The organism is Faunimonas sp. B44, assembly GCF_052655945.1.
Genome location: NZ_JBQYEX010000002.1, coordinates 332,527 through 358,837 on the forward strand (window position 1 = coordinate 332,527; position 26,311 = coordinate 358,837).

Genomic DNA, 26,311 nt, shown 5'->3' on the forward strand with positions numbered 1-26,311 from the left:
CTACCGCATCGCCTGGCGGCCGAAATCCGGCGCCGCGACCTCCTGGCCGGCCTCGATGATGCCGCGGCGGATCGCGCGGGTGCGCGTGAAGAGCTCGAGCAGCGTGTCGCCGTCGCCCCAGCGGATTGCGCGCTGAAGGGTCGTCAGGTCCTCGTTGAAGCGGGCGAGCATCTCCAGCACCGCTTCCCTGTTGTTGAGGAAGACGTCGCGCCACATGGTCGGGTCCGAGGCGGCGATGCGGGTGAAGTCGCGGAAGCCGCCGGCGGCGAACTTCATCACCTCCGACTGGGTGACCTCCTCGAGATGGGCGGCCGTGCCGACGATGTTGTAGGCGATGAGGTGCGGCACGTGGCTGGTGATGGCGAGCACCATGTCGTGATGCTCGGCCGGCATGGCCTCGACGTTCGAGCCGAGCGCCTCCCAGAACGCCCGAAGCCGTGCGGTCGCGTCCGGGTCGGTGCCCGGCAGCGGGGTCAGGATGCACCAGCGGTTCCGGAAGAGCTCGGCGAAGCCGGCCTCCGGCCCGGAATGCTCCGTCCCGGCGACCGGATGCGCCGGCACGAAATGGACGCGGTCGGGAAGGTGCGGCTCCATCTGGCGGATGACGGCGGCCTTCACCGAACCGACGTCGGACACGATGGCGCCGTCGGCGAGATGCGGGGCCATCGCCTTCGCCACCGCCTCGCACGCGCCGACCGGCACGCAGGCGACGACGAGGTCCGCCCCCGCCACCGCTTCGGCGATGTCGGTGGTGTAATCGTCGCCGAGGCCGAGCCGTTCGGCGGTCGCCACCGTCTCCGGCCGGCGGCTCTGCACGGCGATGCTGCCGACGATGCCGGCCTGCCGCGCCGCGCGCGCAATGGAGGAGCCGATCAGGCCGATGCCGATCAGCGCCAGCCGCTCGAAACGGACAGGCATCGTCACGCCCCGCCGAGGAAGTCGGAGAGGGCCGCGACGGCGCCGCGGTTCGCCTCCGCGCTGCCGATCGTCATGCGCAGCGCGTCCGGCAGCCCGTAGCCGGCGACGCGGCGAAGCACGAAGCCGCGCTCGCGCAGGAAGCGGTCGGCCGCGACGGCGCCCCGGCCCGGCTCCGCCGGGAAGTGGATCAGCACGAAATTGCCGACGCTCGGGGTGACGCGCAGCCCGAGGCGGGCGAGCTCGGCGGAGACCCAGGCGAGCCATTCCGAATTGTGGGCGACCGCCGCCTCGACATGGGCGCGGTCGGCGGCCGCCTCGACGCCCGCGGCGAGCGCCGGGCCGGTCACGTTGAACGGGCCGCGGGTGCGGTTCAGCGCGTCGACGACGTGAGCCGGCCCGAACGCCCAGCCGAGCCGCAGATTGGCGAGCCCGTGGATCTTCGAGAAGGTCCGCGTCATCACCACGTTGTCGGCCTCGGCGGCGAGCTCCAGCCCGCTCGAATAGTCGTTGCGGCGGACGTATTCCGCGTAGGCGGCGTCGAGCACGAGGAGGACGTTGCCGGGCAGCGCCGCGTGCAGCCGCTTCACCTCGGCATACGGCAGGTAGGTGCCGGTCGGGTTGTTCGGGTTGGCGAGGTAGACGATCCGCGTGCGCGGCGTGACGGCGGCGAGGATGGCGTCGACGTCGGCGGTCTCCTCGCGCTCCGGCGCGACGACGGGCACGCCGCCGGCGGCGAGGATGGCGATGCGGTAGACGAGGAAGCCGTGCGCGCTGTAGACGGCCTCGTCGCCGGGCCGGAGATAGGTCTGGGCGATGAGCGTGAGCAGCTCGTCGGAGCCGTTGCCGCAGACGATGCGCTCCGCGCCGATCCCGTGTGCGGCGGCGATCGCCTCGCGCAGGAGCCGGGACGAGCCCTCCGGATAGACGTGCAGCCGGTCGGCGTTGGCGCGGTAGGCCTCCACGGCGCGCGGGCTCGGCCCGAGCGGCGTCTCGTTGGACGACAGCTTGAACACTTTCGCGGCCGCGCTCCGGTCGTCGCCGGGCACGTAGGCCGCGATCTCGAGGACACCCGGCCGCGGCTCGGGACGCATCTTTTCGGTCATGGACGGCTCTTGCAGGCTTCCGCAGGGCGCACCGCCGAGCGGACGCCCTTCTTCGATCACTCCGGGAGGACGGCAGGTGATAGCCGCCGGCGGATGCGAAGGCAAAGGGAGAGTCGCAGGCCCCGCCCGGAGCGACGCCATCGGACGCCGTCGGCAGAAGTGTCATCGGGCTGACAAGCGCCTGTCACGGAGCGCCCCTAGCCAGTTTGGAATGACTCCAAACAAAGTGGAGTCAGCCAGTCATCTTTTCAGGGGCCGACACATGAACGAGCACGCGAACCATCCCGGTTTCCGGACCAGCCTGCTGGAGGCGGCGGCCGGCGAGCCGCTCAACCCCACCGGCAATCCGACCATGGGCGAGATCATCGCCGCCCGCTTCTCCCGCCGCGGTCTGCTGAAGGGCGCGCTCGCCGTCTCGGCGATCTCCGCGACCGTCAGCCCGCTGGCGCTGATGACGGCGGACCAGGCCAGGGCGAACGGCGGTTCCGCCTTCAGCTTCAAGGAGGTCGAGGCCGGCGTCGACGCCGATCACCACGTCGCCGAGGGCTACGACGCCGACGTCCTGCTGCGCTGGGGCGATCCGATCTTCCCGGACGCGCCGGAGTTCGACCCGGTGGCGCAGACCGCGGAGAAACAGCGCCGGCAGTTCGGCTACAACAACGACTATGTCGGCTTCATCCCGCTCGAGGGGTCGAACACGCGCGGCCTGCTGGTCGTCAACCACGAATACACGGCCGAGCAGCTGATGTTCCCGGGCATCGTCGAGATCGTCGACGGCAAGCCGCAGATCGCGCCGGCCACCAAGGAGCGGGTCGACGTCGAGATGGCCGCGCATGGCGGCACGATCGTCGAGATCCGCAAGGACGGCGGCAAGTGGCAGGTGGTGAAGGACTCGCCCTACAACCGCCGCATCACCGCCGACACGGAGATGGAGATCACCGGGCCCGCCGCAGGCAGCCCGCGGCTCCAGACGAGCGCGGATCCGACCGGAACGCGCGTGCTCGGCACGATCAACAACTGCGCCGGCGGCGTCACGCCCTGGGGCACGTACATCCTGGCTGAAGAGAACTTCCACGGCTATTTCGGCGGCGAGCTGCCGGCCGATCATGCCGAGGCGGTGAACTACAAGCGCGTCGGCGTGCCCCAAGGCACCTACGACTGGTCGAACCACTACGACCGCTTCGACGTCTCCAAGGAGCCGAACGAGGCGAACCGGTTCGGCTGGATCGTCGAGGTCGATCCGCACGACGCCAACGCGGTCCCGAAGAAGCGCACCGCGCTCGGCCGCTTCAAGCATGAGGGCGCGGAGTCGATCGTCGCCGCGGACGGCCGCGTCGTCTTCTACATGGGCGACGACGAGCGCTTCGACTACGTGTACAAGTTCGTGACGGCGGGCACCTACGATCCCGACGACCGCGCCACCAACATGGACCTCCTCGACGAGGGCACGCTCTACGTGGCGAAATTCGGCGAGGACGGCCGCATGCAATGGCTGCCACTCGTCCACGGCGAAGGCCCGCTGACGGCGGAGAACGGCTTCCAGAGCCAGGCCGACGTGGTGATCGAGGCGCGCCGGGCCGGCGACCTCCTCGGCGCGACCAAGATGGACCGGCCGGAGGACGTCGAGCCGAACGGCAAGACCGGCAAGGTCTACGTGATGCTCACCAACAACAGCCGGCGCAAGGACGACCAGGTCGACGCCGCCAATCCGCGCGCGGCGAACGCCTTCGGCCACATCATCGAGATCGCCGAGGACGGCGGCGATTTCACGGCCACGGAAGGCGCCTGGGAGGTTCTCCTGAAGTGCGGCGACCCGAGCGTGGCTGAGGTCGGCGCCTCCTTCTCGACCGCAACGACCGCAAACGGCTGGTTCGGCATGCCGGACAATTGCGCCATCGACGCGGAGGGGCGGCTCTGGGTCTCGACGGACGGCAACTCGCCGAAGAAGACCGGCCGGACCGACGGCCTGTGGGCGGTGGACACCGAGGGCGAGGCCCGCGCCACGTCCAAGCTCTTCTACCGCGTGCCCGTCGGCGCGGAGATGTGCGGCCCCCTCCTCACCGAGGACATGGAGACCATGTTCCTGGCCGTGCAGCACCCCGCCGACGGCGGCGAGGACTGGGAAGGCTTCGGCCGCCCGTCCTATTACGAGGACCTCTCGACCCGCTGGCCGGATTTCCGCGACGACATGCCGACCCGGCCCTCGGTCGTGGTGATCACGCGCCAGGGCGGCGGCAAGATCGCCCTCTAGGGTTCGCGCCCAACCGATCGGATCGTGGGGAATTCCCCGCGCGTCCGGTTCCGACCAAGCCACCCGCCGGCCAAAGAGGCCGGCGGAGACGCCGAGAGCGGGACCAAGCGATCTTCGCGTCCGGGCATTCGCGCCGTTGCGCCGCAGCCCCGGCTTCAGCCCCGTCGAGAACGCTTTCGCCGAACTCGAGGAGCTGCTGCACAAGGCCGCCGAGCACGCCGTCAGAGACGGGTCGGGTCGGCCGGGCCCGGCCGTCCCACTCCGCGCTTGACAGGCGGGGGATTGGCTCCCAAAGCGGGCAGCCCAACGGGCGGAACCGGGATGAGAGCGGCGGACCAGGTCACGAACGGAAGCGAGGCGTTGCGCCTGACCGAGGCGCAGACGCCTTCGAGCCTCGTCGCCTGCTTCGGTCCGGACGAGCCGCTGGCACTCGATTCCGGCGGTTCGCTCACGTCCTTCCAGATCGCCTACCAGACCTATGGCGCGCTCAATGCCGACAGGTCGAACGCGGTCCTGATCTGCCATGCGCTGACGGGCGACCAGCACGTCGCCAACGTCCACCCGGTGACCGGAAAGGGCGGCTGGTGGTCGCTGATGGTGGGGCCCGGACGGCCGGTCGACACCGAGCGCTATTTCGTGATCTGCGCGAACGTGCTCGGCGGCTGCATGGGGACGACCGGCCCGGCCTCCCTCGATCCGTCGAGCGGCGAGCCCTACGCGCTGTCCCTGCCCGTCGTCACCATTCCCGACATGGTGCGCGCCCAGGCGATGCTGGTCGACCGGCTCGGCATCGACACGCTCTTCGCCGTCATCGGCGGGTCCATGGGCGGGATGCAGGTGCTGCAATGGGCGGCGGCCTATCCCGACCGGGTGTTCGCGGCGATCCCGATCGCCACGGCGGCGCGCCACTCCTCGCAGAACATCGCCTTCCACGAGGTCGGCCGCCAGGCGGTGATGGCCGACCCGGACTGGTGCGGCGGCAATTACCTCACGCTCGGCCGCAGCCCGCGCAAGGGCCTCGCCGTCGCCCGCATGGCGGCCCACATCACCTATCTTTCCGACGAGGCGCTGCACCGCAAGTTCGGGCGGAACCTGCAGGACCGGCTCGCCATCACGTTCGGATTCGACGCGGACTTCCAGATCGAATCCTATCTGCGCCACCAGGGCATGACCTTCGTCGACAGGTTCGACGCCAATTCCTATCTCTACATGACGCGGGCGATGGATTATTTCGATCTGGCAGCGGATTACGGCGGCGTTCTCGCAAATGCGTTCAAGGGGTCGCGCACCCGCTTCTGCGTCATGTCCTTCACCTCCGATTGGCTGTTTCCCACTTCGGAGAACCGCACCATCGTGCACGCGCTGAACGCGGCCGGCGCGAACGTCTCCTTCGTCGAGATCGCGACCGACAAGGGCCACGATTCCTTCCTGCTCGACGAGCCCGAGATGCATGCGACGATGTCCGGATTCCTCGCCGGGGCGGCGCGCAAGCGGGAAATCGCGTGACGAACACCGGCCTGAACGGCACGATGCGGGCCGATCCGGAACGCGTCGACCTCGACGTCGTCGCCCATTTCGTGACGCCGGGCGCGCGCGTCCTCGACGTCGGCTGCGGCGACGGGGAACTGCTGCACCGGCTGGAAACCGAGAAGCAGGTCGACGGCCGCGGCATCGAGCTGTCGCAGAAGGGGGTGAACCTCGCCGTCGCCCGCGGCCTCTCGGTCGTGCAGGGCGACGCCGACCACGACCTCGAGACCTATCCCGACCAGAGCTTCGACTTCGCCATCCTGAGCCAGACGCTGCAGGCGACCTACAATCCGCGCATCGTGCTGGAGCACCTGCTCCGGATCGGCCGGAAGGCGATCGTGTCGTTCCCGAATTTCGGCCACTGGCGGATCCGCGCCAAGCTGCTCCTCAACGGCCGGATGCCGATCACGGAGAACCTGCCCTACAGCTGGTACGACACGCCGAACATCCATTTCTGCACGATCTACGACTTCCTGACGCTGACCGACGAGATTGACGCGCGGATCGAGGCGGCGGTCGCGCTTTACGGGCGCGGGCATCGCCTGAGCGAGAAGGCGCCCTGGCCGCTCTGGAACGTGATCGGGGAGCAGGCGGTCTTCGTTCTCTCAACCCGGTGAGCGGCCCGCCAGTCCCGGCGTCGGGTTGAGCGCCGGCCGGAAGGCCGGCGAGAGGACGCGCTGCTTGCGGACCGCGGCGACGTACTCGGTGCGCTTGGTCGCCCGCACGCAGATCACACCCGAGAAGGCCGGCCAGAGCTCTGCGCCGACGCGATCGAGCGGGACGGTCGCCCGGAGAAGGGGCGCGCTCCGCACGGGCGGCATGTGGAGCGCGCTCGTCCACTGCTCGGCCTGAAAGCCCACGGAGTTGAACAGACGCTTGGCCTGCCCGCGCGAGAAAGGCCGGCCGAAGCCGAAGGGCGAGATGTCCGACCGCGCCCACGGTCCCTGCCGGTTCGGGAGAACGGCGACGATCCGGCCCCCGGGGGACAGCACGCGCCGCAACTCCTCCATCAGCACCTGCGGGCGCGCCGACATTTCCAGCGCATGGATGAGGTAGATCCAGTCGACGCTGGCATCCGACAGCGGCAGCTGGTCCTCATGCACGAGCGCCGTGGCGGACGGATGCTCGGGCGGCCAGTCGAGGACGCCCTGCCCGGCCGGCATGAAGGCGAGCACGCGCTCGACGGTGCCGCGCAGGGAGCCGAGATAGGGCGTGACGAAGCCGAAGCCCAGGACGCGCGCACTCGGCTCCGGACGGCCGAGGGCGGCCACGGCGGTTCCGACCTTGCGCGCGACGACCGACCCGAGGAGGGTTCGATAGAAGTCCCTGAGCTCGATGACGTCGAGATACATGGCCCCCTCGACCCGCGAATCCCGGGCGCGCCATTATCCATCTTGAGCGGTTGCTGTCGCCCCTTCCCGGCCGCAATTCGACCCGGCCGCTCTTCGCTTCAGGGAACCGCTTCCCTATAACGCCATCGACAGCAGGCTCGGGCGGTCCAGAGGGAGAGTTCGATGGCATTCGAAATCGCGCAGTTCACGGCCCGATCGGACAATTTCTGCGTGCTCGTCCACGATCCGGCAAGCGGCGCGACCGCTTCGATCGATGCCCCAGAGGCCGACGCCATCGTGAAGGCGCTGGAGCGGACGGGCTGGCGGCTCACGCACATCCTTGTCACGCACAAGCATTCCGACCATGTCGAAGGGATCCCGGCCCTGAAGGAGCGTTACGGCGCGGAGGTGATCGGGCCGGCCGCGAGCGCGGCGGAGACCGGGCTCTACGACCGAACCGTCTCGGACGGCGACCGCTTCACCTTCGGCGGGACGCCGGTCGAGGTGATCGCGACGCCGGGCCACACGCTCGACCACGTTACCTATCACATGCCCGAGGAGAAGCTCGCCTTCGCCGGCGACACGCTGTTCGCGCTCGGCTGCGGGCGCGTCTTCGAGGGCACGCCGGAGATGATGTGGGGCTCGCTCCTGAAGCTCAGGGCGCTGCCCGCCGACACCATTGTCTATTGCGGCCACGAATACACGCTCGCGAACGCGCGCTTCGCGGCGACCGTCGATCCCAGCAACACGGAGCTGACCGAGCGGCTGCGGGAGGTCGAGCGGCTGCGCAACGACGGCAAGGCGACGCTGCCGACCACGATCGGGCGCGAGATCGCGACCAACCCGTTCCTGCGCGCCGACAGCCCGACCGTGATGGCGGCGGTGGATCTGAGCGGGGCCGACCCGGCCGAGGTCTTCGCCGAGGTCCGCCGCCGCAAGGACCGCTTCTGACCGATTAAGGTCGGCATGCCGGCCCGGACGGGCGGGCCGCGCGGCCCGTCCGCCCTTCACGCCATCTTGTAGATCGACCCTCCCGCTGCCGCTTGCGCAGGCGCCGCGGTTCGGGAGATAATGGCGGCACAGTCACGACAACGCAGCGCCGCCTTCCGGGCGGCATCCGGCACCGGCCTCCCCGAACGGGGCGACCGGGCCCTACTCTACCCATTCACCCACATCTCAAGGACCGTCGGGGAGCATCCAGATGGTGACGATCAACGTCAATGGACGAGACCACGCGCTGGACGTCGAGGAGGACATGCCCCTCCTCTGGGCGATCCGGGACATGATCGGGCTGACCGGCACGAAGTTCGGCTGCGGCCAGGCGCTCTGCGGCGCCTGCACCGTCCATGTCGACGGGACGCCGGTGCGCGCCTGCCAGACCCTGGTCGGCGACGTCGGCAACGCGGCGGTGACGACGATCGAGGGCGTCGGCGGCAAGGTCGCCGAGACGGTGCAGGCGGTCTGGACGGAGATGGACGTGCCGCAATGCGGCTATTGCCAGTCCGGCCAGATCATGTCGGCGGTCGCGCTCCTCACCGAGACGCCGAGGCCGAGCGACGACGACATCGACGCGGCGATGAGCGGCAATCTCTGCCGCTGCGCCACCTATCACCGCATCCGCGGCGCGATCCACGAATCCGCCCGCCGCCTGGAGGCCTGACGCCATGCTGACGAACCTGAAGATCGCGGCACCGTTCCTCCCCGAGGTCCGGGCCACGCGGCGCGGCTTCCTGATCGGCACGGCCGCAATCGCCGGCGGCTTCGCCGTCGGGTTCCGGCCGGCGCTCGCCGCCGGAGAGGCGGCGGCAGCGGAGGCCATGAACCCGTTCGACGCCTATCTCACGATCACGCCGGACGACCGGGTGACGATCGTCTCGTCGCAGTTCGACATGGGCCAGGGCTCCTATCACGGCCTCGCGACGCTGGTGGTGGAGGAGCTCGGCGCACGCTGGGACCAGATCGAGGTGGTCGGCGGCGCGGGCGACGTGAAGAAGTACGGCAACCTCGCCTGGGGCGGTGCGGCGCAGGGCTCCGGCGGCTCGACCTCCATCGCCTCGTCGTGGGACCGCTACCGCACGGCAGGGGCGGCGGCGCGGGCGATGCTGGTCGCGGCGGCGGCGCAGGCCTGGAACGTGCCGGCCGGCGAGATCACCGTCGCCGATGGTGCGGTGAGCCACCCGGGCGCCGGCACGGCGCGCTTCGGCGAGCTCGCCGAGGCCGCCGCGAAACAGCCGGTGCCGGCCGACGTCGCGCTGAAGGCGCCGGAGGACTGGACCGTCATCGGCGATGAGACCGTCCGCCGCTACGACAGCCGGTCGAAGACCAACGGGACGCACGCCTTCACGATCGACCTGAAGCTGCCGGGCCTGCTCACCGCCGTCATGATCCATCCGCCGCGCTTCGGCGCCAGGGTGAAGTCGTTTGACGGTGCGGCGGCGAAGGCGGTGCGGGGCGTGGTCGACGTGGTCGCGACGCCGCGCGGCGTGGCGGTCGTGGCGGAGCACATGTGGGCCGCGCTGAAGGGCCGCGACGCGGTCGAGGTCGAATGGGACGAGGCGGGCGCGGAGACCCGCGGCTCGGGCGAGATCTTCGCCGAGTACCGCAGGATCGCGGCGGAGGCGCCGGCCGCAATCGCCCGTCGCGAGGGCGACGCCGCCGCCGCCTTCGGGACCGCGGTCAAGGTGATCGACGCGGAGTACGAGTTCCCCTACCTGGCGCACGCCGCGCTCGAGCCGCTCAATGCGGTCGCGCGGATCGGCGAGGACGGCACGGTCGAGGTCTGGGGCGGGCACCAGATGCCCGACGTCTACCAGTTCGTCGCCGCCCAGGTCGCCGGGACCACGCCCGACAAGGTCCGGCTGCACGTCATGAAGACGGGCGGCGGCTTCGGCCGGCGCGCCGTCGCCGACGCCGACGTCATCGTGGAGGCCGTCGCCGTGTCCAAGGCGCTCGGCGGCCGGCCCGTCCGGGTGCAGTGGACGCGCGAGGACGACATGAAGGGCGGCCGCTACCGGCCGGCCTACGTCCACCGCCTGAAGGCCGGCCTCGACGCCGAGGGGCGGATCGTGGCGTGGGAGCACCACATCGTCGGGCAGTCCATCATGAAGGGCACGCCCTTCGAGCAGGCGGTGCAGAACGGCGTCGATCCGACCTCCGTGGAGGGCGCCTCCAACCTGCCCTACCGGCTGCCGAACCAGACGGTCGGGCTGACGACGACGGATGTCGGCGTCCCGATCCTGTGGTGGCGGTCGGTCGGCTCGACCCACACGGCCTATGCGGTGGAGACCTTCATCGACGAGCTCGCGGCGGCGGCGGGCGCCGATCCGCTCGCCTACCGCCTCGCCATGCTCGCGGACGCGCCCCGGCACGCCGCCGTGCTGCGGCTCGCGGCCGAGAAGGCCGGCTGGGGCACGCCGCCGCCGGAGGGCCGGGTCCGCGGCATCGCGCTCGCGGAGAGCTTCAGCACCTATGTCGCGCAGGTGGTCGAGGCGAGCGTCACCGACGGAAACGTCAGGGTGGAGCGGGCGGTCTGCGCCGTCGATTGCGGCGTCGCGGTCAATCCGGACAATGTCCGGGCGCAGATGGAGGGCGGCATCGGCTTCGGGCTGGGCGCGATCCTCGCCGAGGAGCTGACGCTCACGGACGGCCGCGTCGACCAGGAGAACTACGACGGCTACACGCCGCTGCGCATCGAGGCGATGCCGAAGGTGGAGGTGCACATCGTGCCCTCGACGGAGCGGCCGACGGGCGTTGGCGAGCCGGGCGTGCCGCCGATCGGGCCGGCGGTGGCGAACGCCATCCGGGCGGCCACCGGCCGACCGGTCCGGGTGCTGCCGATCGCCAAGGCGCTCAGCGCCTGAGCGCCGGGTCGACCGCATGACGATCGCCCGATCAGGGACCTCGGCCGGAGCGACTCCGGCCGAGATTGTCCGGCTGATCCGGTTGCGGGCGGAGCGGCCGTGACGAGGCCGCCGCTCTCCCCTGCCCTCGAAGCGGCGGACATCGTCCGCCTCCTCGCGCTCGAGCCGCATCCGGAGGGCGGGCACTTCCGCGAGACGTTCCGCGACGCGGACGGCCACGGCGGCCGGGCGCACGGCACTGCGATCTACTACCTCCTCGCGGAGGGCGAGCGCTCGCACTGGCACCGGGTCGACGCGGCGGAGATCTGGCACTTCTACGCCGGCGCGCCGCTTCGCCTCGACGTCAGCGGCGCCGGCATCGTGCGGTCCCACACGCTCGGGCCGGACCTCCTCGCGAGCCACGCCCCCCAGGCGATCGTGCCGGCACGCGCCTGGCAGGCTGCGGAGAGCCTCGGCGCATGGACCCTCGTCGGCTGCACCGTGTCGCCCGGCTTCCACTTCCCCGGTTTTGAACTCGCCCCGCCCGGCTGGGCGCCGGAGGGCTGGGAGGATTGAGCCGCCGCTCGGAAGCGCCGCGGCAGTTGCAACGCCATTCACGGTACCTCGCCGATTCCGATGTCCCCGGTTCTCGCGACGCGACAACCCGGACTGCAGCAGGCGAGCAAGGACATGGACGGATCCGTTCAGGTCATGTTCATGTTCGTGTGCCGACCATCTGCGCGCAAAGTGCCGTCGCGTTCTGGCGAGCAGAGCCCCACCTCGTTTGCCCCCCCGGGAACCTCTGCTCGCCAGCATCTTTCAACGCCGACCTCTCCTGCAACCGCGGTCCCTGGCCAAGCGTCCCGGAGCGGAACCGCCCGCCAGCCGGTTGTAGAATGAGGCGGCGGTGCTCCGAATCACGCCGACACCGGGTCGCAAGCAGATTCGCCTTCGGTTCGGGTCCGGCTGAAATCACCTTTCGGTTCGAGGGCAGCATTGCCCCTCCCCCTACCGCCGACCCCCGACATCTCGATCAATGCCTGCCATCAAAGGCGATGAAACGTACGCCGTGTTTCCGTTGCCAGCTAAAATATGAATGCTGAATGATCAGAAATGAACGCAGACGTTGAAGTATATTTCACATGGAAAACAGTCGGAACCGCAGCCTCCGTGGCGTCTTTACAGGGTCCAATTGACACCCAAGGAGGGTACCATGTTGAAGAAGCTTCTTGCATCGTCGACGCTTGCGTTTGCTGTTGCGCTCGCCGCGCCGATCACCGCCGGTGCACAGCCCGGCGGAAACAACGGCGGCTCCGAGGCCGCGGCTGAGAACGCGCCCGAGAAGGCCGAGCGCACCGCCGAGAAAGCCGAGCGCACGGCCGAGAAGGCGGCCGAGCGCGCAGAGCGGGTCGAAGGCAGGGCCGGCAACATCGGCATCGATCAGGCCGGGCAGAATTCCGGCGTCGGCCGCGGCCAGGCGGTGGGCCAGGGCCCGGGCCGGCAGGGCACCGGCCAGGCCAATTTCGGCAACGTCGTCTCGGCACTCAACAATGTCAGCGCGCAGGTTCAGAACGTGCAGGCGCTGAACAACGTGAACGTCGTGGACGTGGTCGACGTCAACGGCGTGCTGTCCGGCAACAATGTCCAGGCGCTCAACAACGCGCTGAACCGCAACGAGGTGGAGATCCTCGAGCTGCAGAACGTGCTCAACGACAACGAGGTCATCAAGAACGCGCTGAACGACCTCAACGTGGCGATCACCGACGTCGTTGCGGTCAACGTGCTGAGCGGCGGCGACATCGTCGTCTTCACGCGCTGATCCCAGCAGAAGCGATTGCGGAGGGTCGGAGGCAGAACGCCTCCGGCCCTTCAGCCGTTCTTGCCTGCCCGGATGCCTCCATGCCCCCGCGCACCGGCCAACGGACCCGTTGCAGCCACGACGGGGCCCGATCGGAACCGCTCAGGCGGAGGCTTCGACGGCGCGCTTGTAAGCGTCACGGCCAGTGGTGCGAGCGAGATAGGCCTGTTCGGCGTCGCCGAGGGCGAAGCCGGCGTGGTTCGCGCCCAAGTTCAACGCGTAGGTCACCGAGATGTCGGCGGCCGTAAACCTGTCACCGGCCATATAGGATGTGCCCGCGAGCTGCCGCCTCACGAGCAGCAGCCGTCGCTCAACGCATTCGCGCGCCCAGCGTGCACCCCAATTGTCCCGTTCCGCCTCTGGCGCGATGAAGCCGCTCACCAGCGGGACCATGATCAACGTCGCCAGGCCCGCTTCACCCATATGGAGGAACTGCTTGTAGGTGGGGAAAGTAGGGTCGTCGGGCGACGGTTGAAGCGGCGTTGGTCCGTAGCGGCCCATCAAAAACTCCATGATCGCTACTGACTCGACCATAGTGACGTCGCCGTCCTGAATCGCGGGCAGGAAGTCTCCGGGATTAACGGCGAGCCACGCCGGGTCCTTCTCTGCGGCCAGCATGTCTACGTGTCGCAAGCTATAGGGCAGGCCCATTTCCTCCAACACCCAGACCGCCCGGATCGATCGCGACGTCTGTCCTCCCCATACGGTGATCATCGTTCTGGTTCTCCATTCATCGGCTCCTCGACCGCGCCGCAGCTCTAACCTGGATGCGACCGTATGCGTCGGTGACCTAAGCGGCTACATCGGCGGCGCGCCGTCGCCGGAGGGCCGGCAGCGAGGCCAGCAGCGCGCCGGCCGTGATGAGGGCGGCGGCGAGCGCGATGCCGAGCGTCGGCTCCGCGTAGCCGGAGAAAATGAGGGCAAGCGTGGACAGGAGCGGGGCGGCGTAGGAGGCGACGCCGAGGACCTGGATGTTGCCGCGCTTCACGCCGTGGTCCCAGACGTAGAAGGCGGCGCCGACCGGCATCAGGCCGAGTGCCGCGATCGCCGCCCATTCCGCGCGCGAGGCCGGCCAGACCGTCTCCTCGACGAGGACGTGGGCCGCCCCGCTGAGGAGCGCGGTGGCGAGGCAGAAGCCCGCGACGATTCCGGTCGGCACGGCGGCGAACCGGCGCGACAGCAGCGAATAGCCGGACCAGGTGAGCGCACAGGCTGCAGCGGCGGCATAGCCGAACGCGTAGCGGCCGTCGAAGGCCATGCCGCCCCGGCCGACGACGAGGACGGTGCCGGCGAGGCCGAGCAGCGCGCCTGCGACGTGGAACCAGCGCAGGCGCTCGCCGGGCAGCAGCGCCGAGAAGACGACGATCAGGAGCGGCCAGAGATAGGCGATCAGGCTCGCCTCGACGGCGGGCGCGTTCCTGAGCGCCGTGAAGTAGAAGGCGTGGTAGCCGAAGAGCCCGCCGATTCCGACCGCCCAGACCGGCCAGGGCTGCCGCAGGTCGCCCCAGCGCCCGCTCGCCGCGAGCCAGAGCAGGCCGATCGCGGCGCCGATCAGGAAGGTGAGCGCCGAGAGCTGGAACGGAGGCACCGTTCCGCTCGCCGCCGTGAGCAGCGCGAGCAGCGCCCACATCAGGATGGCCAGGAATCCGAGGAGCGTGGCGGCGGTGCGGCTCTGCATGAGGTGGAGACGGTCCGGATGCGTGGCGCTGCCTTAGCCGGACCGCGGGATCGGGAAAAGCCCCGCGCCGCGCCTCATGCCGTCTTGCGGCACAGATCCTTGCGGCCGTGGAACTCGGAGATCGAGCGGTTGAGCTCGGCGCCGAAGATGAAGATGAGCGCCTGGATGTAGAGGAAGAACATCAGCGCCACGATGCCGCCGAGGCCGGCATAGGTCGCGCTGTAATTGGCGATCTCGGTCAGGTACATGCCGAAGATCCGTCCCGAGATCCACCATCCGGCGAGCGTCACGAGCGCGCCGACGGCGACGCTCTTCACCCGCCGCTTGCGCGCCGGCAGAAGCAGGTGCACGAGCGCGAGGGTGAGTGCCATGACGCCGACGAGCAGCACCTCGCGCATGACGCGGAGCGCGTTGACCTCGAAATGGATGTCGAGAACCTGCGCCTCGATGTAGTGCAGCCAGACCGGAACCACGATGCCGAGAGAGCCCATCGCGATGATGAAGACCATGGCGATGAAGACGAACACGAGGTCGCTGCCGTATCGCCTCAGGAGGCTGCGGTCCTCGGCGCAGCGATAGGCGCGGTTGAGCCCGTCCCGCACCGCCTCCACCGCGCCCGTGATGCTGATGAGGGTGACGGTCAGGCCGACGGTCAGCAGGCTCGCCTTGTTGGGCGTGGCGAAGATCCGCTGCAGCTCGGGCTGGATGATCCGGACCATGTGCTCGGGGAAGGCGGCGAGCGCCTCCCGGCTGATGTAGTCGGCGAGGTCAGGCCCGCCGAGGACGGCCCCGAGCGCGACCAGGAAGATGAGGAAGGGAAAGAGGGCGAAGATGAGGGAGAAAGCGATGGCGCTCGCCACCATGACCCCGTCGTGCCAGAGCACGCCCGTCACCGCATTGCGGAGGACAACGCCCACCGCCCGCCCGAACCGCCCGACGTCGTCCAGCCGCAGCTGCACGTCCGAGCGGCGCGGCCGGTCGTCGCGCCGCCCAGGGTGATGCTCGACTCCGACGCTCATCCGTTCGAAACGACCCCGCTTGCGCCGGTCCCGGCCGGTGCGGCCGTCACTCCGACCGGAACACGACCCTAGCCGTTCGCCATGTACTGGCCGCCGTTTATCGACAGCACCGCCCCTGTCATATAGGCGGCCGGCTCGGAGACCAAATAGACGACGAGCGCGCCGATCTCCTCCGCCTTGCCGAGCCGGTTGAGTGGCACGCCCGCGATGATCCCCTCCAGCACCTTCTCCGGGACGGCCGCGACCATGTCGGTGTCGATGTAGCCCGGGCAGATGCAGTTCACGGTCACGCCCTTGCGCGCATTCTCGAGCGCGAGCGCCTTGGTGAAGCCGATCACCCCGGCCTTCGCCGCGGAATAGTTGACCTGGCCGATCTGCCCCTTCTGCCCGTTCACCGAGGAAATGTTGACGACCCGGCCGAAGCCGCGCTCGCGCATGCCGTCGATCACCGGCTTGGTCATGGTGAACATGGAATCGAGGTTGGTGCGCAGCACCGCCGACCAGGCATCGTAGTCCATCTTGTGGAACCAGCCGTCGCGCGTGATGCCGGCATTGTTGACGAGGATGTCGACCGGCCCGAGCGCGGCCTCGACCTCGCGCACGCCGGCCTCGCAGGCCTGCGGATCGGCGACGTCCCACCTGAAGACCTCGATGCCGGTCTCCCGCCGAAAGGCCTCGGCCTTCTCGGTGTTGCCGGCATAGGTCGCCGCGACCGTGTGGCCGGCCTCCTTCAGCGACCGGGCGATGGCGGCGCCGATGCCGCGCGTGCCGCCGGTGACGAGTGCTGTCCTGGGCATTCGCTCTCCCTTCCAGTTTTTATTCGACTTCTTCTGCCGAGCGGGCCGGAGCCGCAGCCCCGGCCCTGCCGGTCAGTCGCGTTCGACGCACAGGGCGACGCCCATGCCGCCGCCGATGCAGAGCGTGGCGAGCCCCTTGCGCGCGCCCCGGCGCTGCATCTCGAAGAGCAGCGTGTTGAGGACGCGGGCGCCGGACGCGCCGATCGGATGGCCGATCGCGATGGCGCCGCCGTTCACGTTCACGATCTCGGGATTCCAGCCGAGATCCTTGTTGACGGCGCAGGCCTGGGCGGCGAAGGCCTCGTTCGCCTCCACGAGGTCGAGGTCCTCGATCTTCCAGCCGGCCTTCTCGAGCGCCTTGCGGGAAGCCGGGATCGGGCCGGTGCCCATGATGGAGGGATCGACGCCCGCGGTCGCCCACGACACGATGCGCGCGAGCGGCCGGATGCCCCGCCGCTCGGCTTCGGCGGCCTTCATCAGCACGACGGCGGCCGCGCCATCATTGATGCCGGAGGCGTTGCCCGCCGTGACGGTGCCCTCCTTGTCGAAGGCCGGGCGCAGCTTCGCGACGCTGTCGAGGGTCGCGCCGTGGCGGATGTATTCGTCCTGGTCGACGACGGTCTCGCCCTTGCGCGTCTTCACCGTGAACGGAAGGATCTCGTCCTTGAACCGGCCGGCCTTCTGCGCGGCCTCGGCCTTGTTCTGGGACGCCACGGCGAAGGCGTCCTGCTCGTCGCGCGTGATCTGCCACTGCCTTGCGACGTTCTCGGCGGTATTGCCCATGTGGTAGCCGTTGAAGGCGTCGAGCAGCCCGTCCTTCAGCATCGTGTCCACCATGGCGTAGTCACCCATCTTCACGCCCTGGCGGAGATAGGCGGCGTGCGGCGCCATCGACATGGATTCCTGCCCGCCGGCCACGATGATGTCGGCGTCGCCCGTCTGGATCTGCTGCATGCCGATGGCGACCGCCCGAAGGCCCGAGCCGCAGAGCTGGTTGAGGCCCCACGCCGTGGTCTCGCGCGGGATGCCGGCCTTCATCGCCGCCTGGCGCGCGGGGTTCTGCCCCTGCCCCGCCGTCAGGATCTGGCCGAGGATGACCTCGTTCACCTCCGCCGGCGCGACGCCCGCGCGCTCCAGCGCGCCCGCGATTGCGACGGCGCCGAGCTCGTGGGCGGGAACGGCGGCAAACGAGCCGTTGAACGATCCGACGGCGGTGCGGGCCGCGCCCGCAATAACCACATCTGTCACGGTGACCTCCTGTGTCTCGCCGGGCCGGATAGCGCCGGCCGGGACGCTGGCTTACCGGGAGAGAAAGGTCGCCGGACTGCGAGTGTCAATCCAGCCGAAGGAATTATGCGTCCGCGAAGGCCCTGACGCAGGTGCAAAATCGCTGGACCCTCAAACCGGGATGTTTCATGCTTCTCAGGCGCTTCTGCCCGGCGCAGGCGCGGCGGGAGGTCGGGGAGAAATGGCGAACCAGAATCCGACGGTGATCAAGAAATATGCCAACCGCCGTCTCTATCACACAGGAACTTCGACCTATGTGACGCTGGAAGACCTCGCCCGCATGGTGAAGAGCGGCGAGGATTTCGTGGTCCAGGACGCGAAGACCGGCGATGACATCACGCGCGCGGTGCTCGGCCAGATCATCTTCGAGCACGAGACGCGCGGGCAGCATCTCCTTCCGATCGCATTCCTGAGACAGCTGATCCGCTTCTACGGCGACAGCATGCAGACCGTGCTGCCGACCTATCTGGAGACTTCGCTCGCAACCTTCACACGGGAGCAGGAGAAGCTCCGCGAGCAGATGGCGAAGGCGTTCAAGGGCGACGCCTTCGGCGTCATCGAGGACCAGGCGCGCCGCAACATGGAACTGTTCAGCGAGGCGATGCGGATCTGGATGCCGTTCTCGAACGCGGCCGCGACGAAGGAGGAGCCGCGCCCGGCCGACCGCGACGGCGAGATCGAAGCGCTGCGCAAGCAACTGCAGGATCTGCAGAAAACGATCGAGGGCCTCGCCGGCAAGAGCTAGGCGGCCGGCCGGCGAGTTCCCGCGCCCGCATTCCATTCCAATCCCCGACGAGCCTTCCGCACGCCCTCCGCGCTTGGGCAAGCTGATCGCCGAATGGTTGCATACGATATTCCTCAAAGTTTATTGGTCTTCCGGCTTTTCTGCCGCAGCAGGAGACACAACTCTCCTCTAGGCCGAGGAAGCTCTGTACGAGCTGATCGAAAAACAGCTCGTCGTGCCTGAGTTTACGCAGCGTAATTTTGATGCCTTGCGCCATCTCAGATCAGGTGGCGCTTTGCTCCGCCCGTTTTTCATCCGCTTCGCCTGAGCGCTGTCGCCGTGACCGTTCAAATCTTCGGCGGCGGCGCCAGGGTGCGTTTCGTCCGTACAATTCTATCGGGACTTGCACTAAGACCGGGCGACGGCGGCTCCAGGTCTGCAATAAATTGCTCTTTTGCCGGAGAATGATCTTGATCTGCGGTCTGCTTCGGCATATGTCCGCAACATCCAACGCATTCAAGGATCGAGTATATGGAACAATCAGAAGATCGTGTGGGGTTCGTCGAGCTCGCGGCCGAGATCGTCGCTGCTTTCGTGAGCCACAATTCGATCTCGCCGGCTGATCTGCCCCGTCTCATCGCCGATGTCGCGAACGCCCTGCAGCAATCCGCGAACCCGACGGTGGAGCCGGAGCCCGAGCCGCTCGTTCCCGCCGTTCCCGTCAGGAAGTCCGTCTCGCCGGACAGCATCACCTGCCTGGAAGACGGCATGAAGTTCAAGTCGCTGAAGCGGCACCTGCGGACCCACCACGATCTTTCGCCGGACGAATACCGGCAGAAGTGGAACCTGCCGGCGGACTATCCGATGGTGGCGCCGAACTACGCGCAGGCGCGCTCCGAGCTCGCGAAGAGCATGGGCCTCGGCCAGAAGCGCCCGGCTGCCGCAAAGAAGCGGACCCGCAGCAAGGCCGCCGCCTGAGAATAGTCGGCCGCTTCTTCGGCCGCATGCATCAGCCGCTCCGGGCAGACCCGCCCGGGGCGGCTTCTTCTTGTGCGATCATCGTGCGAGGCGCGCGAAGACCTCGTGCTCGAGCAGCTGGTAGCCGCAGGCGGAGCGCACCTCCCCGGCGACGGCATGCACGAGGGCCTGGAACGGACGGCTCTTTCGGCTCCCGATCGGCGCCCCGTCGAGGGCGGTGACCGGGCGCAGGATGCGGACGCTGTTGGTCGCGAAGACCAGGTCGGCGGTGACGAGGTCGACGTTGGAGAGCACGATCTGGCGGACGGTCAGGCCGAGCGCTCCGGCGAGCTCCAGCACCGTCGCGCGCATGGTGCCCTCCATGATGCCGGCGGAGGGCGGCGGCGTCGCCAGCACGTCGCCCCGGAGCGTGAAGAGGTTGGCGATCGTCGTGCACGCAACCGCGCCGGCATGGTTCAGGAGGAGCGCGTCGTCCGCGCCGCTTTCGGCCGCCTCGCGGGTGGCGAGCACGGATTCCAGATAGCCGAGGCTTTTCAGGCGCGAGAGCGGCGAGCGTTCGCTGCGCCGGATCGTGGAGGTGGCGAGCCGGAGCGGCGCGCCGGCCAGCGTCGCATCCCAGGCTGCGGCGGTGACGGCGAGGGTCGGCCGGCAATCCGGCCCCGGCCAGAGGCCGCGGCCGGCGGCGCCGCGCGTGACGGTGGTGCGGACGATCGCGTGCGGCTGCGTCATCGCCGCCGTCACGGCGCGCCAGGCCTCCGCCACGTCGGCCGGATCGAGGCGGATCCCGATGGCGGCGGCGTGCGCGACGAGCCGCGCCAGGTGGCGGTCGGCGGCGAAGATGGTGCGGCCGAGGGCGAGCGCGGTGTCGAAGACGCCGTCGCCGAGCAGGAAGCCGCGGTCGGCGATGGCGATGCAGTCCGCGCCGAGCGTTCCGTTCAGCCAGGTGGTGGCGCCGGGCGCCCGTTCATCCGTCACGGTCAGTCCGAGTCCTCTCGCGGCGGCGGCCGCATGCCGGCGCGCGCCGCGCGATCGGGCGGGACGCCTGCACGGGGACGAAGGCAGGCGGGCGCGCCTTTGTCCAGCCGCAACTCGCGGTCATGCCTGCCGTGCTTTGACCTTTGTCATGGCCGCCGCCGGCCCGATCCGGCAACCACGAGGCGGAACGGAGTACCCCATGACGCGATCAGCCACCGCCGAGATCCGGACGCTCTTCTCCCGGGACGACGAATCCGCCGCACCGCCCGCGGCAATGCCCCCGGCAGGGCGTCGCGATCCGGAGGGGCACCGCCCCGATCCGGACGCCATCGACGCCCTCGACAGGCTCGCGGAAGAGACGGACCGCAACGTCCACGCGGCGATCGCGGGCCTCACCGGCGGCATCTCCCCGGCCGAGCTCGCGGCCTGCTACACCGACTGGGCGACGCATCTCGCCTTCTCGCCCGGCAAGCAGGCGCAACTGGCCGGCAAGGCAACGCGCAAATGGATGCGGCTCGGCCGGTACATGGCCAGTGCGGCCCTTTTCGGCGGTCGCGCCGAGCCCTGCATCGAGCCGCTGCCGCAGGACAAGCGGTTCTCCGCACCGGAATGGCAGGCCTGGCCGTACAACGTCCTCTACCAGTCCTTCCTGCTGCAGCAGCAATGGTGGCACAACGCCATGAAGGGGGTCGAAGGCGTCTCCCGCCAGCACGAGAACGTCGTCGACTTCGCCACGCGGCAGATCCTCGACGTCTTCTCCCCGTCCAACTTCCTCGCCACCAACCCGGTCGTGCAGCGCAGGACGATTGAGACCGGCGGACGCAACCTCCTGCAGGGCTTCAACAACTTCATCGAGGACCGCGACCGGCTGGTGAACCGGCAGCCGCCCGCCGGCGCCGAGGCCTTCGAGGTCGGGCGCGACCTCGCCGTCACGCCCGGCAAGGTGATCCACCGCAACCACCTGATGGAGCTGATCCAGTACGCGCCGACGACAGAGACGGTGCGTCCCGAGCCCGTGCTGATCGTGCCGGCCTGGATCATGAAGTACTACATCCTCGACCTGTCGCCGGAGAACTCGCTCGTTCGCTACCTGACCGGCCAGGGCTACACGGTCTTCATGATCTCCTGGATGAACCCGACCGAGCGCGACCGCGACCTCGGAATGGATCACTACCGCAGGCTCGGGATCGTGGCAGCGCTCGACGCGATCGCGGCCGTGGTGCCGGGCGAGAAGGTCCACGCGGTCGGCTATTGCCTCGGCGGCACGCTGCTCTCGATCGCCGCAGCGGCCATGGCGCGCGACGGCGACGACCGGCTGGGGACGATCAGCCTGTTCGCGGCGCAGGTCGATTTCGAGGAGGCGGGCGAACTCACCCTCTTCATCAACGAAAGCCAGGTCCACTTCCTCGAGGACCTGATGTGGAAGCAGGGCTATCTCGATTCGCGGCAGATGGCCGGCGCCTTTCAGCTGCTCCGGTCGCAGGACCTGATCTGGTCGAGGGTCGTACGCGAGTACCTGATGGGCGAGCGCAGCCCCATGACCGACCTAATGGCCTGGAACGCCGACACGACGCGCATGCCGTACCGGATGCACTCGGAATATCTGCGCCGTCTGTTCCTGGAAAACGACCTCGCGGAAGGCCGGCTCAACGTCGAGGGCCGGCCCGTCGCGCTCACCGACATCGAGGCCCCGATCTTCGCCGTCGGCACGGAGCGCGACCACGTCGCCCCCTGGCGCTCCGTGTTCAAGGTCCGGCTCCTGACCGACACGAACGTGACCTTCCTGCTGACGACCGGCGGCCACAATGCGGGCATCGTCAGCCCGCCGGACCATCCCCGCCGCTCCTACCGTGTCCTCACGAACCATCACGGCGAGCGCTACGTCGATCCCGACATCTGGCTGGAGAGCGCGCCCCGCCGGGAGGGCTCCTGGTGGCCGGAATGGGTCGACTGGCTCGGGCAGCGCTCCGGGCCGCCGGTGCCGCCGCCGCCGATGGGCGCCAAGGGCCATCCGCCGCTCTGCGACGCCCCCGGCACCTACGTGTTCCAGACCTGACGCGCGGCGGGCGCCTCAGCTCCAGCCGCCCGCCACCTGGATCGCCTCGCCGGTGATGTAGCGCGCGCCCGGACCGCAGAGGAACCGGACGGCGGCGGCGATCTCCTCCGGCTCGCCCGGCCGGTTGAGCGGAACCGTGCGCGCCTGGAAATGCGGCGGGATGTGGTCGCGCTTGGTGTTGATGTAGCCGGGCGACACGCAGTTCACCGTAATGCCGCGGTCTGCGAGTTCCGCGGCGAGCCCGCGCGTCAGGCCGATGACACCGGCCTTCGCCGCGACGACATGGGCGCGGCCGCCGACCATGGCGTGTCCGGCGACGCCGCCGATGTTCACGATGGCACCCCGGTCGTGCTCCGACAGGAACGGGATCGCCGCCTGGGAGCACAGGAACGCCGAATCGAGGATGCCGGAGATGATCGCCTTCCAATCCTCGTAGCTGATCTGCTCGATCGGCGCGTCGGCCCGGCGGGCGGCGTTGTTCACCAGGATGTCGAGCCTTCCGAACTCCTTCCGCACGCCCTCCATCAGGCCGCGGACGGCCTGCGGGTCGGTCAGCTCGGCCAGGAACACGGCAGCCCGCCCGCCGCGGGATTCGATCTCGTCCGCGACCGAACGGGCGGCCGCCTCCGAGGTGCGGGCATGGACGGCGATCGCCGCGCCCGCATCCGCGAGCGCCAGCGCGATGGCACGGCCGATGTTCTTCGCGCTGCCGGTCACGAGGGCGACGGTGCCCTCCAGTTCGCGCGCGCCTGCCATGTCCGTCATGCCGTCCCCCTGTTCCGTGTGAATTCCATGCGATGAAAGGCACCGGCACTGCCGGTCCGTCGAAAGCTGCGTCGACCTATTCCTCGAGGGTCGATTTCCGCGGGAAGGCCCGCATCGCACCCTGCATCATCCGCCCCAGCCGCTTTCCGATGAACGGTCCCGTGAGCGAGAGGACGGTCAGCACGTAGAAGACGATGCAGATCGGGCTTTCGAAGAAGCGCAGCCAGTTGCTGTCGAAGATGATCATGGATTGCGACCAGGACTTTTCGAGCAGCCCCCCCAGCACGAGCCCCATCACGAACGGTGCCGGCCCGAACCCCTGGCGCAGCGCGAAGAAACCCGCGATGCCAGCGATCAGCATGACCCAGACGTCCATCGGGTTCTGCCGGTAGGCATAGGCGCCGATGAGCGCGAACGCGAACACCGCCGGCCACAGGAAGGTGCGCGGGATGAGCGTGATGAGCGAGAAGAGCTTCACGCCGGCAAGGCCCACGATCAGGAACATGAAGTTCGCGAGGAGCATGGCGGTGAAGATGGCGTAGAGGATCTCCGGCGTCTCTCGCATGAGGTACGGGCCCGGCCGGAGCCCGTGCATCATCAGGGCCGCGAGGATGATCGCGGTCGTGCCGCTGCCCGGGATGCCGAGCGCCAGCGTCGGCACCATCGCGCCGCCGGTGCCGGCATTGTTCGCGGCTTCCGGGCCGGCGATCCCCTCGATCGAGCCCTTCCCGAACTCCTCCGGGTGCTTCGACCAGCGCTTGGCTTCGTTGTAGCCCATGATGGCGGCGACCGTGGTGCCCTCCGCCGGCAGGATGCCGATCAGCGTGCCGATCACGCTGGAGCGCATGATGGTTGCCTTGACGCGGCTGAGATCCGCCCGGCTCGGCAGGCGCAGCGCCACCGACTTGATGCGCTCCTTCACCTTGTCGATCGCCTGCGACTGCCCGAGCAGCTCGCTGATGGCGAAGATGCCGATGAGGACGGGCACGAAATCGATGCCGTCGTAGAGCACGGGAAGTCCGAAGGTGAAGCGCTCGGTGCCCGTGACCAGCGCGATGCCGACCGTGCTGACGAGGACGCCGAGCGCGCCGGCGATGAGGTTGCGCAGCGCGGAGCGGCCGCTGATCGCGGCGAGCATGGAGAGCCCGAAGAGCGTCAGGGCGAAATATTCCTGCGGGCGGAACTTCAGCGCAATCTTGGCGAGGAGCGGCGCGGCGATGATGAAGATGATGAGGCTGAAGATGCCGCCGAACACGCTCGCGACCGCCGCGATGCCGAGCGCCCTGCCCGCCTCGCCGCGCTGGGCGAGCGGATAGCCGTCGAAGGAGGAGGCGACCGCCGGCGGCGCGCCCGGCGTGTTGATGAGGATCGCCGTGATCGAGCCGCCGAACGTGCCGGCGCAATAGAGCGCCGCCATCATGGAGATGGCGAGTGCGGGATTGAGGCCGATCGTGAACGGCAGGAGGAGCGCCACCGCCATGCTCGAGCTGAGACCCGGCAGCGCGCCGACGAGGACGCCGATCACCACCGACACGAAGATCAGGAGCAGGCTCGTCGGCGTGAGGATGAGCTCGATGCCCGCGAGAATGGATGTGACGTCCACGAGTGCTCCCTACCGGAACAGGTTGCCGGTGAGCCCGAAGCCGAGATTGACCTTCAGGGCGAAGGCGAAGAGGGCCGTGACGGCGAGCGGCAGCCCGATTCCGAACAGCGCCACGGCGACGTAGCGCCGCTCGCCCCACAGGATCGGCAGAAGCAGGCTCGTCGCCACCATGACCGGCAGGACGCCGAGGATCGGAAGCAGATAGACGGCGAGCAGCAGCATCGCGGCCGTGATGAAGACGACCGGCCGCGCGATCGTGTGACCGCCGATGCCGAGGTCGATCCCCGCCCGGGCCTTCCAGATGCGCTCGAAGGGGAGGAGCAGCGCCATCACGAACACGGAGCCGATCAGGAGCCGCGGAAAGACGGTCGGCGGCGCGTTCTGGGCAAGCGCCTGGGGCACGGCGTCCCAGCGCGTCGTGTCCCAGTAGAGGATCGCGCAGATGAGGATCAGCACGCCCGAGACCGCGAGATCGGAGCGGTCGAACCCGAACGCCGGCGGCGCTGCGCCGCGGCGTTCGGAGCCATCGATTCGGTCGGCGTCGGTCATCGTCTGCGCGGCTCCGGCCGAAATGTAGCCTACTTGGCGCCGAGCCCGAGGCGCTCCATCGCGTCCTTGGCGTTGGCGTAGTCTTCCTTGAGCTGCGCGTCCCATTCCTCGCTGCCGGCGACGCTGTCGTCCGGGTCGAGGCCGGCATTCTTCAGGTAGGTCTGGAACCGCTCGGTCCGCATCGCCTTCAGCAGCGCCTCCTCCAGGATCTTCACCCGCTCCGGCGGCGTGTCGGCGAGCACCACGTAGCCGCGCGTCGTGTTGACGGAGACGTCGGCGCCCTTGGAGGCCGCGGTCGGGATGCCGGGCAGGTCGTCGAGCGGCTCGTCGGCGAGCACCGCGATCGCCTTCAGGTCGCCGTCCTCGATCGGCCCCTTGGCCTCGCTGATATTGGCGAGCGTGGCGTCGATGGCGCCGGAGCGCAGCCCGGTGATCATCTCGCCGCCGCTGCCGAACGGCACGACGCGGTACTGCACGCCCGCCTTCTCCGCCCAGCGCGCGATGCCGATGTGCTCGGTCCCGCCGACCTGCGCGACGCCCCAGTTCAGCGCGCCGCTCTTGGACGCCTCGACGAGCTGGTCGTAATCCTCGATCGGGCTGTCGCCGCGCACCACGATCACGGACGGATCCTGCATGGCGCGCGCGACGCCCTTCAGCTCCTCGATCTTCACCGGCGACTTGCCCTGCGCGATCGTGTAGAGGTGCGTCTCGGTCGTACCCATCATGGTCTGGCCGTCGGCCGGCCGGGTCTTCAGGTATTCATGCGCGGTGCGCGCGGCGCCGCCCTGCTTGAACACCACCACGAGGTCGACGCCGAGCTCCTTAGCGGCCTCGTCCATCCACATGCGCATCGTCTGTTCCGTGCCGCCGCCCGGCGCGGCGTGCGAGATCAGCTCGATCGGGCCCGAGGGGAACTTGTCCTGCGCGCTCGCGGCGAGCGGCAGGCCGGCGATCACGCCGGCTGCGAGCGTTGCGCGGGCCGCATAGAGGGCGCTCCGGCCCATCGGCGTCTTCAGCACTGTCATCGATTGTCCTCCGTTCGATTCCGAACGG

General features: G+C 69.1%; 24 protein-coding genes. 11 read left to right on the forward strand and 13 right to left on the reverse strand.

Going from position 1 to position 26,311, the window contains the following annotated elements; genetic code table 11:
• Together ACUN0C_RS04810 and ACUN0C_RS04815 are read right to left on the reverse strand one after the other, a co-directional pair.
• Positions 1 to 918: a prephenate/arogenate dehydrogenase family protein gene (locus ACUN0C_RS04810; RefSeq protein WP_445465184.1), complete on the reverse strand. Its 918-nt coding sequence runs from the start codon at positions 916 to 918 to the stop codon at positions 1 to 3.
• Positions 919 to 920: 2 nt separating this feature from the next.
• Entirely contained in the window at positions 921 to 2,021 is a 1,101-nt protein-coding gene (locus ACUN0C_RS04815; protein ID WP_445465185.1) for a pyridoxal phosphate-dependent aminotransferase, read from the reverse strand.
• A gap of 262 nt (positions 2,022 to 2,283) precedes the next feature.
• Between ACUN0C_RS04815 and ACUN0C_RS04820 the strand changes: the two genes are divergently transcribed.
• From ACUN0C_RS04820 to metW, 3 genes are all read left to right on the forward strand, one after another.
• The gene (locus tag ACUN0C_RS04820) at positions 2,284 to 4,272 is read left to right on the forward strand and encodes a PhoX family protein (RefSeq protein ID WP_445465186.1); all 1,989 of its coding nucleotides are present in this window, start codon (positions 2,284 to 2,286) and stop codon (positions 4,270 to 4,272) included.
• A 321-nt stretch (positions 4,273 to 4,593) separates the two neighbouring features.
• Complete coding sequence (gene metX, locus ACUN0C_RS04825) at positions 4,594 to 5,778, forward strand: homoserine O-acetyltransferase MetX (RefSeq protein WP_445465187.1); 1,185 nt, start codon at positions 4,594 to 4,596, stop codon at positions 5,776 to 5,778.
• 23 nt (positions 5,779 to 5,801) lie between these two features.
• Positions 5,802 to 6,416, forward strand: coding sequence for a methionine biosynthesis protein MetW (gene metW, locus ACUN0C_RS04830; protein ID WP_445465440.1), 615 nt, complete (start codon positions 5,802 to 5,804; stop codon positions 6,414 to 6,416).
• Here the strand turns inward: metW and ACUN0C_RS04835 are convergent.
• A complete protein-coding gene (locus ACUN0C_RS04835; protein WP_445465188.1) occupies positions 6,405 to 7,151 on the reverse strand; it encodes a class I SAM-dependent methyltransferase in 747 nt (248 codons plus the stop codon). The genes metW and ACUN0C_RS04835 overlap by 12 nt on opposite strands.
• A 162-nt stretch (positions 7,152 to 7,313) precedes the next feature.
• On the opposite strand from ACUN0C_RS04835, the gene gloB reads away from it, so the two are divergent.
• The 5 genes from gloB to ACUN0C_RS04860 all read left to right on the forward strand — a co-directional run bounded on the left by gloB (position 7,314) and on the right by ACUN0C_RS04860 (position 12,788).
• Positions 7,314 to 8,081, forward strand: a complete 768-nt coding sequence (gene gloB / locus ACUN0C_RS04840; RefSeq protein WP_445465189.1) for a hydroxyacylglutathione hydrolase — start codon at positions 7,314 to 7,316, stop codon at positions 8,079 to 8,081.
• A gap of 250 nt (positions 8,082 to 8,331) precedes the next feature.
• Positions 8,332 to 8,790, forward strand: a complete 459-nt coding sequence (locus ACUN0C_RS04845) for a (2Fe-2S)-binding protein (RefSeq protein ID WP_445465190.1) — start codon at positions 8,332 to 8,334, stop codon at positions 8,788 to 8,790.
• Between the two features lie 4 nt (positions 8,791 to 8,794).
• The gene (locus ACUN0C_RS04850) at positions 8,795 to 10,990 is read left to right on the forward strand and encodes a molybdopterin cofactor-binding domain-containing protein (protein ID WP_445465191.1); all 2,196 of its coding nucleotides are present in this window, start codon (positions 8,795 to 8,797) and stop codon (positions 10,988 to 10,990) included.
• Positions 10,991 to 11,089: 99 nt separating this feature from the next.
• Positions 11,090 to 11,545 carry a cupin domain-containing protein gene (locus tag ACUN0C_RS04855; protein WP_445465192.1) on the forward strand — a complete coding sequence of 152 codons (456 nt, stop codon included), beginning with the start codon at positions 11,090 to 11,092 and terminating at the stop codon, positions 11,543 to 11,545.
• A 637-nt stretch (positions 11,546 to 12,182) separates the two neighbouring features.
• Positions 12,183 to 12,788, forward strand: a complete 606-nt coding sequence (locus ACUN0C_RS04860; protein WP_445465193.1) for a hypothetical protein — start codon at positions 12,183 to 12,185, stop codon at positions 12,786 to 12,788.
• Between the two features lie 141 nt (positions 12,789 to 12,929).
• On the opposite strand, the gene ACUN0C_RS04865 is transcribed toward ACUN0C_RS04860, so the two are convergent.
• From ACUN0C_RS04865 to ACUN0C_RS04885, 5 genes are all read right to left on the reverse strand, one after another.
• Entirely contained in the window at positions 12,930 to 13,541 is a 612-nt protein-coding gene (locus ACUN0C_RS04865; protein WP_445465194.1) for a glutathione S-transferase family protein, read from the reverse strand.
• Between the two features lie 76 nt (positions 13,542 to 13,617).
• Entirely contained in the window at positions 13,618 to 14,505 is an 888-nt protein-coding gene (yddG, locus tag ACUN0C_RS04870; protein ID WP_445465195.1) for an aromatic amino acid exporter YddG, read from the reverse strand.
• Between the two features lie 74 nt (positions 14,506 to 14,579).
• Positions 14,580 to 15,524, reverse strand: a complete 945-nt coding sequence (locus ACUN0C_RS04875; RefSeq protein WP_445465196.1) for a YihY/virulence factor BrkB family protein — start codon at positions 15,522 to 15,524, stop codon at positions 14,580 to 14,582.
• 68 nt (positions 15,525 to 15,592) lie between these two features.
• A complete protein-coding gene (gene phbB / locus ACUN0C_RS04880) occupies positions 15,593 to 16,321 on the reverse strand; it encodes an acetoacetyl-CoA reductase (protein ID WP_445465197.1) in 729 nt (242 codons plus the stop codon).
• A gap of 72 nt (positions 16,322 to 16,393) precedes the next feature.
• The gene (locus ACUN0C_RS04885) at positions 16,394 to 17,569 is read right to left on the reverse strand and encodes an acetyl-CoA C-acetyltransferase (RefSeq protein WP_445465198.1); all 1,176 of its coding nucleotides are present in this window, start codon (positions 17,567 to 17,569) and stop codon (positions 16,394 to 16,396) included.
• Positions 17,570 to 17,789: 220 nt separating this feature from the next.
• Here ACUN0C_RS04885 and phaR point away from each other — a divergent pair, with 220 nt between their 5' ends.
• Positions 17,790 to 18,353, forward strand: coding sequence for a polyhydroxyalkanoate synthesis repressor PhaR (gene phaR / locus ACUN0C_RS04890; protein ID WP_445465199.1), 564 nt, complete (start codon positions 17,790 to 17,792; stop codon positions 18,351 to 18,353).
• Between the two features lie 510 nt (positions 18,354 to 18,863).
• Positions 18,864 to 19,310: a MucR family transcriptional regulator gene (locus ACUN0C_RS04895; protein WP_445465200.1), complete on the forward strand. Its 447-nt coding sequence runs from the start codon at positions 18,864 to 18,866 to the stop codon at positions 19,308 to 19,310.
• Positions 19,311 to 19,388: 78 nt separating this feature from the next.
• On the opposite strand, the gene ACUN0C_RS04900 is transcribed toward ACUN0C_RS04895, so the two are convergent.
• Positions 19,389 to 20,285, reverse strand: coding sequence for an aminotransferase class IV (locus tag ACUN0C_RS04900; protein ID WP_445465201.1), 897 nt, complete (start codon positions 20,283 to 20,285; stop codon positions 19,389 to 19,391).
• A gap of 199 nt (positions 20,286 to 20,484) precedes the next feature.
• Between ACUN0C_RS04900 and ACUN0C_RS04905 the strand changes: the two genes are divergently transcribed.
• The gene (locus ACUN0C_RS04905) at positions 20,485 to 22,341 is read left to right on the forward strand and encodes a PHA/PHB synthase family protein (RefSeq protein ID WP_445465202.1); all 1,857 of its coding nucleotides are present in this window, start codon (positions 20,485 to 20,487) and stop codon (positions 22,339 to 22,341) included.
• Positions 22,342 to 22,356: 15 nt separating this feature from the next.
• On the opposite strand, the gene ACUN0C_RS04910 is transcribed toward ACUN0C_RS04905, so the two are convergent.
• The 4 genes from ACUN0C_RS04910 to ACUN0C_RS04925 all read right to left on the reverse strand — a co-directional run bounded on the left by ACUN0C_RS04910 (position 22,357) and on the right by ACUN0C_RS04925 (position 26,283).
• A complete protein-coding gene (locus ACUN0C_RS04910; RefSeq protein WP_445465203.1) occupies positions 22,357 to 23,106 on the reverse strand; it encodes an SDR family NAD(P)-dependent oxidoreductase in 750 nt (249 codons plus the stop codon).
• A gap of 76 nt (positions 23,107 to 23,182) precedes the next feature.
• Positions 23,183 to 24,709 (reverse strand): tripartite tricarboxylate transporter permease, encoded by a 1,527-nt coding sequence (locus ACUN0C_RS04915; protein WP_445465204.1) that lies wholly within the window; start codon positions 24,707 to 24,709, stop codon positions 23,183 to 23,185.
• Between the two features lie 9 nt (positions 24,710 to 24,718).
• Positions 24,719 to 25,258, reverse strand: a complete 540-nt coding sequence (locus ACUN0C_RS04920; protein WP_445465205.1) for a tripartite tricarboxylate transporter TctB family protein — start codon at positions 25,256 to 25,258, stop codon at positions 24,719 to 24,721.
• Positions 25,259 to 25,287: 29 nt separating this feature from the next.
• On the reverse strand, positions 25,288 to 26,283 hold the full coding sequence (locus tag ACUN0C_RS04925) for a Bug family tripartite tricarboxylate transporter substrate binding protein (RefSeq protein WP_445465206.1): 996 nt from the start codon (positions 26,281 to 26,283) through the stop codon (positions 25,288 to 25,290).
• Positions 26,284 to 26,311 lie beyond the last annotated feature (28 nt).

What these genes read in the sequence shown, in the direction of transcription:
- ACUN0C_RS04865 (WP_445465194.1), bottom strand. Translation starts at nt 13,541, where the DNA reads ATGATCACCGTATGGGGAGGACAGACGTCGCGATCGATCCGGGCGGTC.
- ACUN0C_RS04835 (WP_445465188.1), bottom strand. Translation starts at nt 7,151, where the DNA reads ATGTATCTCGACGTCATCGAGCTCAGGGACTTCTATCGAACCCTCCTC.
- metW (WP_445465440.1), top strand. Translation starts at nt 5,802, where the DNA reads ATGCGGGCCGATCCGGAACGCGTCGACCTCGACGTCGTCGCCCATTTC.
- metX (WP_445465187.1), top strand. Translation starts at nt 4,594, where the DNA reads ATGAGAGCGGCGGACCAGGTCACGAACGGAAGCGAGGCGTTGCGCCTG.
- ACUN0C_RS04925 (WP_445465206.1), bottom strand. Translation starts at nt 26,283, where the DNA reads ATGACAGTGCTGAAGACGCCGATGGGCCGGAGCGCCCTCTATGCGGCC.
- ACUN0C_RS04860 (WP_445465193.1), top strand. Translation starts at nt 12,183, where the DNA reads ATGTTGAAGAAGCTTCTTGCATCGTCGACGCTTGCGTTTGCTGTTGCG.
- yddG (WP_445465195.1), bottom strand. Translation starts at nt 14,505, where the DNA reads ATGCAGAGCCGCACCGCCGCCACGCTCCTCGGATTCCTGGCCATCCTG.
- ACUN0C_RS04905 (WP_445465202.1), top strand. Translation starts at nt 20,485, where the DNA reads ATGACGCGATCAGCCACCGCCGAGATCCGGACGCTCTTCTCCCGGGAC.
- ACUN0C_RS04820 (WP_445465186.1), top strand. Translation starts at nt 2,284, where the DNA reads ATGAACGAGCACGCGAACCATCCCGGTTTCCGGACCAGCCTGCTGGAG.
- ACUN0C_RS04895 (WP_445465200.1), top strand. Translation starts at nt 18,864, where the DNA reads ATGGAACAATCAGAAGATCGTGTGGGGTTCGTCGAGCTCGCGGCCGAG.
- ACUN0C_RS04845 (WP_445465190.1), top strand. Translation starts at nt 8,332, where the DNA reads ATGGTGACGATCAACGTCAATGGACGAGACCACGCGCTGGACGTCGAG.
- ACUN0C_RS04875 (WP_445465196.1), bottom strand. Translation starts at nt 15,524, where the DNA reads ATGAGCGTCGGAGTCGAGCATCACCCTGGGCGGCGCGACGACCGGCCG.
- ACUN0C_RS04850 (WP_445465191.1), top strand. Translation starts at nt 8,795, where the DNA reads ATGCTGACGAACCTGAAGATCGCGGCACCGTTCCTCCCCGAGGTCCGG.
- phaR (WP_445465199.1), top strand. Translation starts at nt 17,790, where the DNA reads ATGGCGAACCAGAATCCGACGGTGATCAAGAAATATGCCAACCGCCGT.
- ACUN0C_RS04815 (WP_445465185.1), bottom strand. Translation starts at nt 2,021, where the DNA reads ATGACCGAAAAGATGCGTCCCGAGCCGCGGCCGGGTGTCCTCGAGATC.
- ACUN0C_RS04810 (WP_445465184.1), bottom strand. Translation starts at nt 918, where the DNA reads ATGCCTGTCCGTTTCGAGCGGCTGGCGCTGATCGGCATCGGCCTGATC.
- ACUN0C_RS04910 (WP_445465203.1), bottom strand. Translation starts at nt 23,106, where the DNA reads ATGACGGACATGGCAGGCGCGCGCGAACTGGAGGGCACCGTCGCCCTC.
- ACUN0C_RS04920 (WP_445465205.1), bottom strand. Translation starts at nt 25,258, where the DNA reads ATGACCGACGCCGACCGAATCGATGGCTCCGAACGCCGCGGCGCAGCG.
- phbB (WP_445465197.1), bottom strand. Translation starts at nt 16,321, where the DNA reads ATGCCCAGGACAGCACTCGTCACCGGCGGCACGCGCGGCATCGGCGCC.
- gloB (WP_445465189.1), top strand. Translation starts at nt 7,314, where the DNA reads ATGGCATTCGAAATCGCGCAGTTCACGGCCCGATCGGACAATTTCTGC.